The following is a 14,852-nucleotide window of genomic DNA, read 5'->3' on the forward strand; positions in this document are numbered from 1 at the left end:
AAAAACATTCAGCGACGATCGCGCACGGCGTCCATGGCGCGGTAGATCCGCTGCTCGCTGACCGGGCGCGGCGTGCCGAGCTGCTGGGCCCACAGGCTCACCCTGAGTTCCTCGATCTGGCGGGCGATATCGAGGACGTCGGGGGCCGTCCTCGCCGTTCGTGGCAGCTCACGCAGCAGTTCGTCGTAGGCGTCCTGCACGGCGTGCACCCGGTCCATCCGCTCCCGGTCGGCCTGGGCGCCGCGCGCCAGCCCGTCGAGCCGGCGACGGATCGCGAGCAGATAGCGGGTGAGATCGGCGAGGTGCGCCCGGCCGGTCGCGGTGACGAAGCCCGGCGGCAAGAGCCGGTCGAGCTGGGCGCGCACGTCCGCGATCGCCTCGGAGTGCGCGGGCGGCGGGTTGGCGGGCAGCAGGAGTCGCACGTCGTGGGCGGCGGCGAGCACCCGCTCGACCGCGCGGGCAATCTCGGCGGCCGTGGGCGCCAAGGTCTTTCCCAGGCGTTCTTGCAACGCGACGAACTCCCCCCGCGTCCACACCGGCGTCGGCATGAACGCGTCGGCCGCGGCGTCGGCACAGTCCTCCAGCAGCGCGGACAGGTCGCCGTCGGGGTTGGTGCCCAGCGTCAGACGGGTGCGCGGGTCAAGTTGTCGCGCAATGGCTTTCACCGGGGACGCAACGCTGAGTCGGACCAATCGCCGAAGGCCGGGACCGATCGCCCGGTACTGTTCGTCCGGCGCCGCCAACACGCGTAGGTCGACGGCGCCGCCGGTGTCGACGAACGCCGGAAACCCTCGCACGGTGCGCCCCTGCACGGCGCGTTCGATGACGCGCGGCAGTTCGTCGAGATCGTCGGGCCAGTCGCGCAACCAAGTGCGCTCGAGCTCGCCCGCGACCGCGTGCGCCACCGCGCGGCGGGCCGGCGTCATGAGTCGTTCCTGCAGCTCCTGCAGATCCTTGCCGCTGGCGACCTCGGCGCCGTCAGGGGACTCCACCGCGAACGTCACCCGCAGGTGCGGCGGCAGCTTGTCCAGGTCGAACGCCTCGACGGGCACCAAAACCCCGGTGCGACGGCGTAATTCGCGCTGCAACGCCGACAGCAGCGGCTCGCCGGCCGGCTCGATTGCGGCCAGCACCGCGCGTGCCGTGTCGGGGACGGGAACGAAGTTGCGGCGCAGGTCTTTCGGCAGTGAGCGGATGAGCGCGGTGACCAGTTCCTCGCGCAGCGCGGGCACCTGCCAGGCGAACTCGTCACCCCCCAGGCGCGCCAGCACGTCGATCGGGACGTGCACCGTGACCCCGTCGTCGGCGGCCCCCGGCTCGAACCGGTAGGTCAGCGGCAGCGCGGCGTCGCCCGTCCGCCACGTGGTAGGCCGATCGGTGGCGGCGTTGTCGTCGGTGCGCAGCAGGTCGGCGCGGGTGAACGTCAGCAGGTCGGGTGTCTTGTGCCGCTGGCGTTTCCACCACGCGTCGAAATGCCGCGCCGAGACCACCTCGGTGGGAATGCGGGCGTCGTAGAGCGCGTAGACGTCGTCGTCGCCGACCAGCAGGTCGCGGCGGCGGGCACGCTCCTCGAGCTCCTCGAGCTCGGCGCGCAGCCGGGCGTTGTCGCGAAAGAAGTGATGCCGGGTCTGCCACTCCCCTTCGACCAGGGCGTGCCGGATGAACAGCTCGCGCGCCACCACCGGCTCGATGCGGGCGTATCCGACGCGGCGGCGCGCCACCAGCGGCAGGCCATACAGCGTCACCCGCTCGTAGGCCATCACCTCGCCGCGCTTGGCGTCCCAATGCGGCTCGCTGTAGGTGCGGTGCACCAGGTCGCCGGCCACCCGCTCGACCACCTCCGGCTGGATGCGCGCGGCCGTGCGCCCATACAGCCGGCTGGTCTCGACCAGCTCCGCCACGACGACCCAGCGCGGCGGCCGTTTGGTGAGCACCGAGCCGGGCGCCAGCACGAAGTTCGCGTTACGCGCTCCCAGGTACTCGCGCGTGTCCTCGCGGCGCATGCCCACATGCGACAGCAACCCGGCGACCAGCGCCGCGTGCACGCGGGCCGGACCGGCGGGTTCGCCGGCGGTGTCTTCGACGACGCCCAGGTCGCCGGCGATGCTGCGTAGCTGGCCGACCAGGTCCTGCCACTCGCGGATGCGCAGGTAGTGCAGGAATTCGGACCGGCACATCCGTCGAAACGCGCTGCCGGATAACGACTTCCGTTGTTCGCGGAGATAGTGCCACAAGTTGAGGTACGACATGAAGTCGGAGTGTTCGTCGGCGAAGCGGGCATGCTTTTCGCGGGCGGCTTCCTCGCGATCGCTCGGCCGTTCCCGCGGGTCCGGGATGCTCAGCGCCGCGGCCAACACCAGCATCTCCCGCACGCATCCTTCGGTCTCGGCCTGCAGGATCATCCGGCCCAGCCGTGGGTCGACCGGCAGCCGGGCAAGGCGGCGGCCGAGCTCGGTGATCGCGCCCTGGCCGTCGAACGCGCCGAGCTCGACCAGCAACTGGACGCCGTCGCGGACGCTGCGCCGGTCCGGCGGATCGAGGAACGGGAACTTTTCGATATCGCCGATTTGCAGCGCCGCCATCTGCAGCAGCACGGCGGCGAGGTTCGTCCGCAGGATCTCGGGCTCGGTGTAGCGCGGCCGGGCCGCGAAGTCCTGCTCGGAGTACAACCGGATGCACACGCCGGGCGCGACCCGGCCGCACCGGCCGGCCCGTTGGGCGGCGGAGGCCTGCGAGATGGGCTCGATAGGCAGCCGCTGCACCTTCAGGCGGCGGCTGTAGCGCGAGATCCGGGCGTTGCCAGGGTCGATGACGTAGCGGATTCCCGGCACGGTCAACGACGTCTCGGCGACGTTGGTCGCGAGCACGACGCGACGCCCGGTATGCGGCGCGAACACCTTTTGTTGCTCGGCGGTGGGCAGCCGGGCATACAGCGGAAGCACTTCGGTGTGGCCCGGGCCGTTCGTCAAAAACGTCAAAGCCTCCGCGGTGTCACGGATCTCGCGCTCTCCCGAGAGAAAGACGAGGACGTCGCCGGGCGGCTCGGCTTCGAGTTCACGGATGGCGTCGACGATAGCCTCGATCTCGTCGCGGGTCTCGGTGCGGACGATCTCGTGGTCCGGATCGTCGGGATCGTCCGTGGATGCGGAAGGCACGGCGACCTCCAGTGGCCGATAGCGGATTTCCACCGGGTACGTCCGCCCGGACACCTCGATGATCGGCGCATTCTCGAAATGCGCGGCGAAGCGCTGCGGCTCGATGGTCGCCGACGTGACGATCACCCTCAAATCGGGCCGGCGCGGCAACAACTCGCGCAGATAGCCGAGCAGAAAATCGATGTTGAGGCTGCGCTCGTGTGCCTCGTCGAGGATCAGGGTGTCGTAGCGCAGCAGGCGGCGGTCGCGCTGGATCTCGGCGAGCAGGATTCCGTCGGTCATCAGCTTGATCAGGGTGCGGTCGCTGACCCGGTCGGTGAACCGCACGCTGTAGCCGACGGCCTCGCCCAGCGGGCTTGCCAGCTCGTCGGCGATGCGCTGGGCGACGGTGCGCGCGGCCAGCCGGCGGGGCTGGGTATGCCCGATGGTTCCGCGGATGCCGCGGCCCGCCTCCAGGCAGATCTTGGGCAGCTGCGTGGTTTTGCCCGACCCGGTCTCCCCGGCGATCACCACCACCTGATTCCCGCGGATCGCGTCGGCGATTTCCTGCCGCCGTGCGCTGACCGGCAGGTCGGGGTAGGTGATCGTCGGGACGGCGGCCTGGCGGGCCGCGACCAGCGGCCGCGCCGCCGCGACCTCGTCGGCGAGCCGCCGCAGCTTCTCGGGCGTGGCGGCGCGGAGGTTCTTCAGGCGCCTGCCGATGCGGGCGGCGTCGCGCAACGTCAGGCCGTCGAGTTGGTTGCGCAACTGCGCTGCAGACGGTTCGGCCACCCCGCACAGAATAGGCACCCGCCGCCGGTGGCGTCCCAAGCCCGGGTCGTCCAGCGCGGTTCACGGCGGCCCAATTCGGGTATGACCTGGCGAGCGCATCGAACGGGATGCGGGCTTGTGCGGGGGACGTGATCGGCGATGGTCGGTTGGTTAGACGAGCTGCGGCGACGGAATCGAACCGTGGGCGTGATCGTCGCCGTCATCTACAAATACAACGACGATCAGGGCGGCTACCTCGCCGCGCTGATCACCTACTACGCGCTGGTGTCCCTGTTTCCGCTGCTGCTGCTGTTGACCACCGCGCTGGGGGTCGTGCTGGCCGGCCGGCCCGATCTGCAGGCACAGGTGCTGCACAGCACGCTGAGCCAGTTCCCGGTCCTGGGCAGCCAGTTGCACCACCCCGAGGGGCTCAGCGGAGGCGCCGTCGGCGTGATCGTGGGCCTGCTCGGAGCGCTCTACGGCGGTCTGGGTGTGGGACAGGCGCTGCAGAACGCGATGGATTCCGTCTGGGCGGTGCCGAAACACAAGCGGCCCAACCCCATTCGGTCACGCCTGCGCAGCTTGCTGTTGCTGTTGGTGCTCGGCTCGGCGGCCATCGCGGCCACCGTGTTGGCCGCGGTCGGTCACGCCGCCGGCGCCGTCGGCATTCTCGAAACCACCGGTCTCGCGCTCGCCGCCGTCGCGATCAACGCGTTGATCTGCCTGGTTGCTTTTCGCGTGACAACCGCGCGGGCACTGACGTACCGGCAGGTGTTGCCCGGGGCGGTCGCCGCGGCCTTCATCTGGCAGATGCTGCAGTGGTTCGGGGCGGGCTATGTCGCGCACACCGTGAAACGGGCCAGCGCCACCAACAGTGTGTTCGCACTGGTGTTGGGGGCGTTGGCCTTTCTGTTCCTCGCCTCGGTGGCGCTGGTGTTGTGCGCCGAGGTCAACGTCGTCTTGGTGGAAAAGCTGTACCCGCGCGCCCTGCTCAGCGCGTTCAGCGACGACGCGGACCTCACGCCGGCCGACCGCAGGACCTACACCAAGAAAGTCAAGGCCGAACGCGTCAAGGCCTTCGAGCGTGTCAGCGTGCGGTTCGACGACGTCAGGCGTCTCCCCGCGAAAGCCGTTGGGCGCCTTAGGGTTTCCGACGACCCTCGCCGCTCCCGCACGCCGTGAGGTAGGTTCGCCCCCGGCTTATTGGTGGGTCCTCGCGCCCGGCGCAATACTCTGCAGGCATGAGTCTGGTCACCTATGAGCTGCAAGATCACGTCGCCACCATCACTCTGAATCGCCCCGAGGCGCGCAACGCCATCAACGGCGCGCTGCGCCAGGACCTCAACGCCGCATGGGATCGATTCCGCGACGACCTGGACGCCTGGGTCGGGATCCTGACCGCCAACGGCAGCGTGTTCTGCGCGGGCGGCGACCTCAAGGACGGCGAAGGCTCCGTCGGCACGTTCGGCGGCACCTTCTGGGAGAAACCGACGATCAACTCGTTCGAATCCGGCATGGAACTGTTCAAGCCGACCATCGCTGCCGTGCACGGTCCCTGCATCGGCTACGGGGTTACCGGGGTGTTGTTCTGCGACTTCGTCATCGCCAGTACCGAGGCCACGTTCTGTTTCCCCGAGGTCTCGATCGGGGTGCCCACCATCGTCGGGGCGATCCGGCTGCCGCAGCGGGTGGGCTGGGCCAACGCCATGGAACTGCTGTTGACCGGCAAGCCGATGAGCGCCGAGCGCGCCAAAGAGGTCGGCCTGGTCTGGAAGCTCGTCGAGCCCGACCGACTGCAGGCCGAGGCGCAGGCCTGGGCCCGCACCCTGACCGAGGCCGCCCCGTTGGCCCAGCGGGCGACCAAGGAGGTGGCCTGGCGGACCGCGGACATGGGCTGGATCGAGTCGGTGCGCTTCGGCGAGACGATGCGCAAGGTTGCCGGCGCGACCGAAGACGTGGCCGAGGGTATCCGGGCCTGGAGCGAGAAGCGCAAGCCGCAGTGGCGTGGCCGTTGACGTGCCACCGATGTCGCCGAACCGGCCACCGCCACCGTCGTCTTGGAGCATGTGTCAGGATTCGGGGATGAATGCACGCAGACTTGCTCGCTTCGTTGGTATCTCGACTGTGACGGCGTGGGCGCTGCTGAATGCACCCATCGGCGCCCCGACCGCCGCCGCCGATCCATGCTCGGACGTCTCGGTGGTCTTCGCCCGCGGCACCCACCAGGAGCCCGGCCTCGGCAACATCGGCCAGGCGTTCGTCGACTCGCTCACGTCACAGCTCGGCGGGCGATCCGTCGACGTCTACGCCGTCAACTACCCGGCCAACGACGACTACCACAACAGCGCGAACGCAGGCGCGGACGACGCGGCCACCCACATCCAGGACACCGTGTCCAGCTGCCCGAACTCGCGGATCGTGCTCGGCGGGTACTCGCAGGGCTCGACGGTGATCGACCTCGCCACCAACGCGCTGCCCGCCTCGGCGGCCGACCACGTCGCCGCCGTCGCCCTCTTCGGCGAGCCGTCCAGCGGCTTCTCCACCATGTTGTGGGGCGGCCAGCCGCTCCCCACGATCAACCCGGCGTACGGCGCCAAGACCATCAGCCTGTGCGCCCCCGACGACCCGATCTGCTCGGGTGGCGGCAACATCATCGCGCACGTCTCCTACATCGACGCCGGGATGACGGCCCAGGCCGCGACGTTCGCGGCCGACAAGGTCAACCAAGCCGCGCCCCGCGTCTGAGGCAGGTTCAGTCGTTCGCGCGCCGCTCTTGGCGTTCTTGCTTTTCGGCGGCCGCCAAATCCGCGACGCGATCCGCTTCGGCGCGCTTGTCGGCGGCCTCGCCTAGCTTGTCCTCGGCCTCATCGAGTTTGGCGGCGGAAGCCTTGGACGCGGCCCGCTCGGCGGCCTGAGTCCTGTTCTCCACCTGTCGTTTTGCCGATTCGACCGCGTCCTTCTGCTTGGCGGCCGCCTCGTCGACGCGCTGCTTTGCCGAGGCGCTGGCCTTCTGCGCCGACTGTGCCGCCTGCCGCTTGCGGTCCCCGGCGGCGTTGCGGGCCTCCGCGATCTCCTGAGCTGTTGCCGCCTGCGCTTGCTGGCGTTCCTCGATCGCCTCGTCGCGCGCACCCGCCAACTCCGCGTCGGCCTGCTTTTTCCTGGTCGCCGCCGTCGCGTCCAGCTGTGCGGCACGTCCGAGCGCGTCGCTGCGTTCCACGAGCGCCGTCCCCCGCTCGACCAGCCGGGGATCGCCGAGCGCATTCCCGATAGTGCTGTCAAGCATCCCGAGCGAGCGCTCATAGAGCAGCCGCGCACGCGCTTCCGCTGGGATTCGGGTAACGACCCGATCTTCGATCAACTGCAGTGGGAACCGGGCGAGTTGGTAGTGAAACCGCAGAACCGCCAACGGGGCGTCGGATATTTTCATCGTTTTCTCCTGTACGTGGCCCGCCCTCAGGGCAGGTCGGCTTCGTCGGACACGTTCTGGGCATGGTGGCGAAGGCGATCGGCCTCCGCCTTTTCGTTGGCGGCCACCTGCACCGAGGTTTGGTGCTGCGCGGCGGCATCGACGACGTCCTCCGTCGCGTCACCGATTTCCTCGCGTTCGTCGGCCTTGGCCCGTTGGATTTGCTGTTGTGCGTCGAGCTCAGCCCGCGTTTGTTCCGTTGCGGCGGTCTGCTGCGCCGCGCGCTCGGCCGCGCGCTTCTGCGCGGCTTGTCGGGCTTCGATCGAATCCTCCGTAGCCACCGCGCTGGCGTTCGCCGCCAGGCGCTGTCGGGCGCCATCCGCCTTGGCTTCGGCCGCGTCATCCCGCGCTTGCTTGGCCTGGGCCTCGGCGACGGCCTCGGTTGCGTTCGCTTCTTTGCGCTCGTGCGCCTGGGTTTGCTCGAGCTGCCCTTCGGCGGTCAGCGAATCATTGCCCGTCACGGCGCCGACGACCTCTTTGGCTTTGCCCTTGACCGAATCGATCAGGCCCCTACGCGCCTCGTCTGCCTTGTCGTGCTTACTCATCGAAATTCTCCTTGCGGCGTTGGCCAAGAACGTTCGTTCACGCAGGGGGATTCCACGGACTCGGTCGCTCAAACACGACGTGAACCGCGTCACTGATCGCCAGGACGTAATCGCCGCGGTCGGCGGGCGTGAATTAACAACTGCCGCAACATCGTTCGTGGCGGAGGCGCCTTGCCATGCGCGAAAGAGCGGCAGGGCGATACTCTTGCCGGCAGGGCCGTCGCGTCCGACTCGACGGATGGGCACGTCAAATGGCGTCGAGGCGCGGTTGAAACCCATCGATTTGGGTAGGGTCGGCTGGCACGGGAGGGAAGGCATCATGCGAGGAGCCGTCATTTACGGCGCCGGCGACGTCCGTTTCGAGGACATCGCGGACCCCGAGATCGTCGCCCCCACCGACGCCATCGTCCGCACCACCGCCACGTGCGTGTGCGGCTCGGATCTCTGGGATTACCGCGGCATCAACCCCGTTCCCGAGCCCAAGCCGTTCGGTCACGAATACTGCGGCGTCGTCGAAGCCGTTGGCAGCGAGGTCACCTCGGTCAAGCCCGGCCAGTTCGTCATCGGATCCTTCTTCGCTTCCGACGGCACCTGCCCGAACTGCCGCAACGGAGTTCAAACGTCGTGTGTGCACGGGGTACTGATGAGCGGTTGCCAGGCGGAGGTGATCCGCATCCCGTGGGCGGACGGCAGCCTGGTGGCCCTCCCCGGCCAACCCGACGGCGAATCGATTCCGGACCTGCTGACCCTGTCGGACGTGATGGGGACCGGATGGTTTGCCGCCGAAGCGGCCAACGTCGCTCCCGGCATGACGGTGGCCGTCGTGGGGGACGGCGCGGTCGGCTTGTGCGCGGTGCTCGCCGCCCGCGAAAAGGGCGCCGAGCGGATCATCGCGATGAGCCGCCACGAGCCCCGGCAGAAGCTGGCGCGCGAGTTCGGCGCCACCGACATCGTCACCGAGCGCGGCGACGACGGTGTGGCCGTCATCAAGGACATGACCGAAGGCGTCGGCGCCGACGCCGTGCTCGAATGCGTGGGTACCGGCCAATCCATGCAGCAAGCCATCCAATCCGCCCGCCCAGGCGCCTTCGTCGGGTTCGTGGGGGTCCCCCACGACGTCAGCATCACCGGCGAGCAACTCTTCAGGAGTCAGGTCGGGCTCCGCGGCGGCCCCGCCCCGGTCCGGCACTTCCTGCCCGACCTGATCGAGTCGGTGCTCGACGGGCGAATCAATCCCGGCAAGGTCTTCGACCTGCATCTGCCGCTTGAACAAGTCGCCGAGGCCTACCGGGCCATGGATGAGCGGCGCGCCATCAAGGCCTTCCTGCAGCCCTGACCGGGCCCCGGCCGCGGCGGGCGGACATCGGCTACGGTCGACGGTATGTCCAAAGCCTCCGGTAACGACCGCATCGACGACGTCACCCCGGGCGACATCATCGCCGTTGACCGCGGCTCCGGCGCACAGCCCTACAAGGTCGTGTTCAAGGACCCCACCGATGCGGGATTTCTCGTCACGCTGGAAAGCGACCGCGGGGAGACCTTTCAGCTCGACCTGGCCACCGGCACCACGGTGGAGAGGTCCCTCGAGGCGAAGTGGGAATCCGCGCAAAGTCCCACACCGAACTCCGAAAACTGACGACGCCGGCGATTCCGGCTCCATGAACGCGGCGGACCGCCAAAAGCCGTGGCCCGCAGCCTATTCGGTGACCGACCCGCCCGTCGGCCGCACCTTGTAGACGGCATCACCGGACGGCGATCCGGTGTATGGGCCCTTCGCGTCACCGGCCCCGCGCCCGCGGTCGGTTTGGGCGGCCCGTGGGCGGGTACCGCAATCCCCCGACGGAGGGAGCGCGCGGTGAGTTATCTCGGCTTCGCGAAAAACCAAGTGTTGGGCGCGGTGAACAGGGTGATCGACAAGGTGCCGCGACGCGCCAAGGCGCAAACGGTCACGATCGCGTGCCCCGTCGAGCGGATCGAACGTTTCTGGCGCGACCCCGACCAGTTGTCGGTGGTGCTCGGCGACATCGCCGACGTCGAATCCGACGGACGGAATCGCTATCGCTGGCGGTCATCGGCGGCGCCTGACGTGACCTGGGATTCCACGCTGGTCGAGGAATCCGGCGGAATCCGCTTCGTCGGCAACGGGAACCAGATCGTCGTCAAATACCGGCCCGCCCCGCGCGAGCTGGGCACCGAGGTCACGCTGTGCGTCCAGGCGCCCGCGCCCGCGTTGCTGTCCGGCGCGGCGGCCTTCAAGGTCCTCTACCGGCTGCGCGCCTTGATGCAGACCGGCGAGGTGCCGACCATCCAGTCCAACCCCAGCGCACGCGAGTCCGCGCGCTAAGCGAAAGGCCCAACATGCGAGCACTGTGCTGGAACGGGGTCAACGATCTCTCGGTGGAGACGGTCGATGACCCGAAGATCCTGAATCCGCACGACGCGATCGTCGAAGTCCGCCTCACCACGACCTGCGGATCGGATCTGCACTTCATCGACGGCTACCTGCCGGGCATGCGGGCCGGCGACATCTTCGGCCACGAATTCATGGGCGTGGTGGCGGAAACGGGCGCCGAGGTGCGCGACACCAAGGTGGGCGACCGTGTGGTGGTCCCGTCGTTCATCGCCTGCAACCGCTGCTGGTATTGCGATCACGAGTTGTATTCGTGTTGCGACACCACCAATCCCAACGCCGAGCTGCAGCAGCCGTTGCTGGGCTATCCCTCCGGCGGCATCTACGGATACACCCATCCGTTCGGGGGCTACGCCGGATCCCACGCCCAATACGTCCGGGTGCCGTTCGCCGACGCGAATTGCTTTGTGATTCCCGCTGACATCGCCGACGAGCAGGCGCTGTTCTTGTCCGACGCGGTGCCGACGGGTTTCATGGGCGCCGATTTCTGTGACATCGTCGGTGGCGACACGGTCGCGGTCTGGGGAGCCGGCGGGGTGGGCTTGATGGCGGCCCGCAGCGCGCTGCTGTTGGGCGCCGAGCGGGCCATCGTCGTCGACCGCATACCCGAGCGGCTGGCCCTGGCGCGCAACGCCTTTGGCTTGGAAACGATCGACTATACCGCGGTCGACAGCGTGCACGAGACGCTTCGGGAGATGACCGGTGGCCGCGGCCCCGATGCGTGCATCGACGCCGTCGGCATGGAAGGTCACGGCACCGGCGTGCAGCAACTCTACGACCGGGCCAAGCAACTGCTGCGCATGGAGACCGACCGCGCTACCGCGCTACGCCAGGCGATCCTGGCCTGCCGCAAGGGCGGAGTCGTGTCGGTGCTCGGGGTGTACGGGCTGACCGACAAATTCCCGACGGGTGTCCTGACCAACAAAGGCCTGACGCTGAAGACGGCGCAGCAACACGGACAACGCTACATAACCCGGCTTTTCGATTATGTCGAGCAGGGCGACCTCGACCCGGCGAAACTGATCACCCACGACGTGCCGCTCGAGGAGGGCGTGCGGGCCTACGACTTGTTCAAGAACAAGAAAGACAAGTGCATCCGGGTCGCGATGCGGCCGGGCGTATCGACCGTCACCGGCGGCGAAAGGAGCGCTGTCCACCATGACCGCGCAACCTCCCGATCCTGACCCCGCACGAACCCCCGGGCTCGAGCCGGGAGGAGGAACCGCACCGGGCGCTACTCCCCCGGCCGCGCCCCAAACATCCGGTGTGTCCGAGCCGCAACCGCCGAACACCCGGCGATTCACGCCCAGCTGGGTGCTCACAGTGATCGCCGTCGGCATCTTCGTCGTGGCGTTCATCGCGGTAGCGGTGCTGCTGGTGATGAAAATGGTTGGGGCGACAGGCTAGCGGATCGGAAACGATGACGACATTTTCTGATTACCTCGGCCCCGGAGTGGGCATAGCCACATGCATGATCGACGGTTCGTCACAGCTGGACGGCTCATGACCATCGGGGCCGACGACGTTCGTCGGCTACTCGCCAGCCAAGAGCAGGACGCCGCACTCGTGGTGGTCGAGGGGCGCGCCGCGGTCGTCACGCCGGAAGACCTGAACTCTGCCGAATATCGAGGCGCCCTGCAGGTCGCCACCCGCCAGGAATTGGTGCAGCGCATCGGGCGCGCGGAGCTATCCGACCGTGAGCTGGCCGAGCAGGCCGAAGACCTCGACACGGCGGTGCGCAATCTGGGCGGCTGATGCCACGGCTACGGCCGGATGCCGACCGGATCACCCACGCGGATAACGCCTTTGGTCACCACGGAGAGGTAGGCCCCCGCGCACGCCTGCGCCCCGTGACCGCCCGTGTTCAACCGGTTTTCCTTCGCGGGGATGCGAAGCGCTTGCGGGGCACGCGGCAGGGGGCCGTGTTCGAGCGTGGGAACCACGCACCGTGACGTGGCGGTCAGCACCCGCAGCCGCGCCTCACCGACGGTGATATCGCTTCCGACCCAATCATTTTCGGCGTACGGCGGATAGTCCGGTGGTGTCGCGATCACCAGATTCGGTCGGTACCGCAGCGCCTCCACACCGATGTGCTCGAGGGTCGCCGTGGTGATGGCGTGCAGCGGGGCTTCGTCGGTGAACGAGTCCCCCGGGGGGGCCTGGGCGATCCGCAGAATACGGCCGTCGACCTCGGCGTCGAGACCGAGTTCGAGCAGTTGCTCCGGATCGGGGCGGACCAGCGTGGCCCCCTCGGGCCGCTGGGCCACGAGTTGGACCCGCCGTCCGGTCAATCGGGAGATCAGCTCGTCGACACCGGGGTCGTCGAAGGCCACGTCCGTCCCATCGGGCAGCCTGATGCTCACGCCGTCGGCGCCCGCGTGGGCGGTGCACGTCAAGAGGTCCCGCCAGAGCCGTGGATTCTTGGCGCTGGCCACATGGCCGGTCTCGCCGTCCACGAGTGCGAGCCGCCGGTCGCCCTCGGCGCCACGCTCGTCGACCGCCAGGGCATCCACCGTTTCGCCGAGCATCGACTTCACCGGGTAGCGAAGCAGCGCCTCCACGCGCATCTGCACGGCACCGGGGCCGTTGCCGGTCGACGACGTGTCCATAGGCACCTTCACACTGTGCCCCAAATCGCAGGGCGTCACCACTTCTCACAACGCGGCAACGGAACCGCTGGGTCAGCCGGGGAGCAGGCGCTTCTTCTGCTCCTCGAATTCCTGCTGCGTGAGGATTCCGGCGTCGCGCAGCGATGCCAGCTCGCGCAGCTCGGCGGCGATGCTCGTGATCGGTCCCCCCGCCGACACCTGCGGGGTCGTTGCGGACTCGTCCGCCTTGTCCTTCTTGTTCGGGTCGCGCTTGTTCGGGTCGCGCGGGGATCTCGCCGTCTCGGCCCGGCTTCGCTCGCGACCCAACGCGCTCGTGCCGGCCATCGCGCGCCCGGCCATGCTCGCCACCGCCATCTCGCCGAACAGGCTCCCGGTGCCGCTGGGGGCGACTGCGGCCGCGGCTTCCGCGGCGGCGCCGACGCTGGTCGCCGGCAGCGCCAGCGCGGCCGGTCTGATCGCCGGGGCGGCGGCTGTCCACCCGGGCGGTACCGATAGGCCGCCGACGGTGTTGGCCTCCCCCAGCCCCGCTGACGCGAGAGTTCCGAATCCACCGGCCGGGTTAGTGATGACGGGGAATGGCGATGGCGGCACCGCGCCCGTCCCCGGGAACGACTGCACCCCGGCCCAGCCGCTGACGATGTCATCGGTGTGGAAACCGGTCAGGGCACCGGCGATGTCGTAGGGAAGGGCAATCGTAGCCGCGGGTGCGTCGACGAAAAACGTGACCAAGCTGCCCGGTGCGTCCAGAAAATACGTGATGAGATCGGCACCCACGTCCAGGGCTTCCACCGGCGACGGGTCGGCGGCCAAGGCGTTCGGTGCCAGGGACGCTCGGCTCAGCATGTTGGGCACCGCCGAGAGTGATTGCTGCGTAACGGCATTGCGTGTGCTCCCGGCGGCCGTGCCGGTGGCCTGGGCCACGGCTCCGGATTGGTCGGCGCCGGAGTTGGTGGTCTGATCGGGCTCGGCAAACGGTGTCAGCCTGGTCGCCGACGCCGTGGAACCCGCGTAGCCGAACATCGCCGCGGTATCGCGCGCCCACATCTCCGCATACTCGGTCTCGGTCGTGGCGATCGCCGGCGTGTTCTGGCCGAGGAAGTTCGTCGCGACGAGGGACGCCAGCAGGGTGCGGTTCGCAGTGATCACCGGGGGCGGCACCGTCTCGGCGAAGGCCGTCTCGTAGGCGAAGGCCGCGGCCCGGGCCTGGGTGGCGGCTTCTTCGGCCTGGGCGCCGGTGGTCCGCATCCACTCGAGATAAGGGGTGATCGCCGCGGTCATGGCGGCAGCCGACGGGCCGACCCACGGGCCGGAGGTGAGGGCAGTGATCTCCGCCTGGTACGAGTCCGCCGTCGACTGCAGCGCGGCGGCCAATTCGTCCCAGGCCATGGCGGCGGCCAGCATGGGTCCCGACCCCGGACCGGCGTACATCCGCGCGGAGTTGACCTCCGGCGGTAGTACTGCGAAGTCCACGTTCTCCTCCGATCGCTTTCATGGCCGCGAGGGCGTCGACGGCTCCGGTGCGCGTCGTATGGGGGTAGCCAGCCGAACAGCAAACAAATCGCATTCCTTCGGGCAGCGCCGGTACCGCGAAGGAAGGCGACCTAACGAGACCGTCCCGACTGCTGAGGGATCGGTCTCACACCTTCGCAAGTGTGGCCCAACGTTAACGAATACAGCGAAATTGTTGCGATGGGTTAACGATAGGTTACCGGCACATGACACAGGAAACTCACAAGGGTTTGGCGCGCGCCGCGCAAATCGTTTCGGCGCGTGGTCGGTGGGGCCGCAAGGGCGTCGCCGCATCGATTCGGGCACGGGGGCGTCCGCCGGGCACCGACAAAAGGCGTGGTCAGGTTGGGCTTCTCGCGCCCAGAAGGTTGGGCGCCGCCGGCTCTGCTTGGATTTGTGGCACCACCG

14 protein-coding genes are annotated in these 14,852 nt (G+C 68.6%); 9 read left to right on the forward strand and 5 right to left on the reverse strand.

The window, feature by feature from the left end:
* Nucleotides 1-8: 8 nt before the first annotated feature.
* The gene (gene hrpA / locus W7U_RS07765; RefSeq protein WP_014711603.1) at nucleotides 9-3,926 is read right to left on the reverse strand and encodes an ATP-dependent RNA helicase HrpA; all 3,918 of its coding nucleotides are present in this window, start codon (nucleotides 3,924-3,926) and stop codon (nucleotides 9-11) included.
* A 138-nt stretch (nucleotides 3,927-4,064) separates the two neighbouring features.
* On the opposite strand from hrpA, the gene W7U_RS07770 reads away from it, so the two are divergent.
* The 3 genes from W7U_RS07770 (at nucleotide 4,065) to W7U_RS07780 (ending at nucleotide 6,650) form a co-directional block, all read left to right on the forward strand.
* A complete protein-coding gene (locus tag W7U_RS07770; RefSeq protein ID WP_008256630.1) occupies nucleotides 4,065-5,087 on the forward strand; it encodes a YhjD/YihY/BrkB family envelope integrity protein in 1,023 nt (340 codons plus the stop codon).
* Nucleotides 5,088-5,146: 59 nt separating this feature from the next.
* Nucleotides 5,147-5,920 carry an enoyl-CoA hydratase/isomerase family protein gene (locus W7U_RS07775; RefSeq protein WP_008256631.1) on the forward strand — a complete coding sequence of 258 codons (774 nt, stop codon included), beginning with the start codon at nucleotides 5,147-5,149 and terminating at the stop codon, nucleotides 5,918-5,920.
* Between the two features lie 67 nt (nucleotides 5,921-5,987).
* On the forward strand, nucleotides 5,988-6,650 hold the full coding sequence (locus W7U_RS07780; protein ID WP_162839936.1) for a cutinase family protein: 663 nt from the start codon (nucleotides 5,988-5,990) through the stop codon (nucleotides 6,648-6,650).
* A gap of 7 nt (nucleotides 6,651-6,657) precedes the next feature.
* Here W7U_RS07780 and W7U_RS07785 read toward each other — a convergent pair whose 3' ends face one another.
* Entirely contained in the window at nucleotides 6,658-7,332 is a 675-nt protein-coding gene (locus W7U_RS07785; RefSeq protein ID WP_008256633.1) for a hypothetical protein, read from the reverse strand.
* A 26-nt stretch (nucleotides 7,333-7,358) separates the two neighbouring features.
* Nucleotides 7,359-7,916 (reverse strand): general stress protein CsbD, encoded by a 558-nt coding sequence (locus W7U_RS07790; protein WP_008256634.1) that lies wholly within the window; start codon nucleotides 7,914-7,916, stop codon nucleotides 7,359-7,361.
* 319 nt (nucleotides 7,917-8,235) lie between these two features.
* Here W7U_RS07790 and W7U_RS07795 point away from each other — a divergent pair, with 319 nt between their 5' ends.
* The 6 genes from W7U_RS07795 (at nucleotide 8,236) to W7U_RS07815 (ending at nucleotide 12,081) form a co-directional block, all read left to right on the forward strand.
* Nucleotides 8,236-9,252: a zinc-dependent alcohol dehydrogenase family protein gene (locus W7U_RS07795; protein WP_008256635.1), complete on the forward strand. Its 1,017-nt coding sequence runs from the start codon at nucleotides 8,236-8,238 to the stop codon at nucleotides 9,250-9,252.
* Between the two features lie 45 nt (nucleotides 9,253-9,297).
* On the forward strand, nucleotides 9,298-9,552 hold the full coding sequence (locus W7U_RS07800; protein WP_008256637.1) for a hypothetical protein: 255 nt from the start codon (nucleotides 9,298-9,300) through the stop codon (nucleotides 9,550-9,552).
* A gap of 219 nt (nucleotides 9,553-9,771) precedes the next feature.
* A complete protein-coding gene (locus W7U_RS07805; RefSeq protein WP_008256638.1) occupies nucleotides 9,772-10,260 on the forward strand; it encodes a hypothetical protein in 489 nt (162 codons plus the stop codon).
* A 14-nt stretch (nucleotides 10,261-10,274) separates the two neighbouring features.
* Nucleotides 10,275-11,510 (forward strand): zinc-dependent alcohol dehydrogenase, encoded by a 1,236-nt coding sequence (locus W7U_RS07810; RefSeq protein WP_008256639.1) that lies wholly within the window; start codon nucleotides 10,275-10,277, stop codon nucleotides 11,508-11,510.
* Complete coding sequence (locus W7U_RS26730; protein WP_101930839.1) at nucleotides 11,485-11,733, forward strand: DUF6480 family protein; 249 nt, start codon at nucleotides 11,485-11,487, stop codon at nucleotides 11,731-11,733. Before W7U_RS07810 ends, W7U_RS26730 begins: the two co-directional genes overlap by 26 nt.
* Nucleotides 11,734-11,829: 96 nt before the next feature.
* Nucleotides 11,830-12,081: a hypothetical protein gene (locus W7U_RS07815; protein WP_008256642.1), complete on the forward strand. Its 252-nt coding sequence runs from the start codon at nucleotides 11,830-11,832 to the stop codon at nucleotides 12,079-12,081.
* Nucleotides 12,082-12,089: 8 nt separating this feature from the next.
* Here W7U_RS07815 and W7U_RS07820 read toward each other — a convergent pair whose 3' ends face one another.
* Nucleotides 12,090-12,935 carry an MOSC N-terminal beta barrel domain-containing protein gene (locus tag W7U_RS07820; RefSeq protein WP_008256663.1) on the reverse strand — a complete coding sequence of 282 codons (846 nt, stop codon included), beginning with the start codon at nucleotides 12,933-12,935 and terminating at the stop codon, nucleotides 12,090-12,092.
* A gap of 72 nt (nucleotides 12,936-13,007) precedes the next feature.
* Entirely contained in the window at nucleotides 13,008-14,405 is a 1,398-nt protein-coding gene (locus W7U_RS07825) for a PPE domain-containing protein (protein WP_014711608.1), read from the reverse strand.
* Nucleotides 14,406-14,852: the final 447 nt, after the last annotated feature.

This window comes from Mycobacterium sp. H4Y (assembly GCF_000364405.1).
In the GTDB taxonomy this organism is placed as follows: domain Bacteria; phylum Actinomycetota; class Actinomycetes; order Mycobacteriales; family Mycobacteriaceae; genus Mycobacterium; species Mycobacterium intracellulare.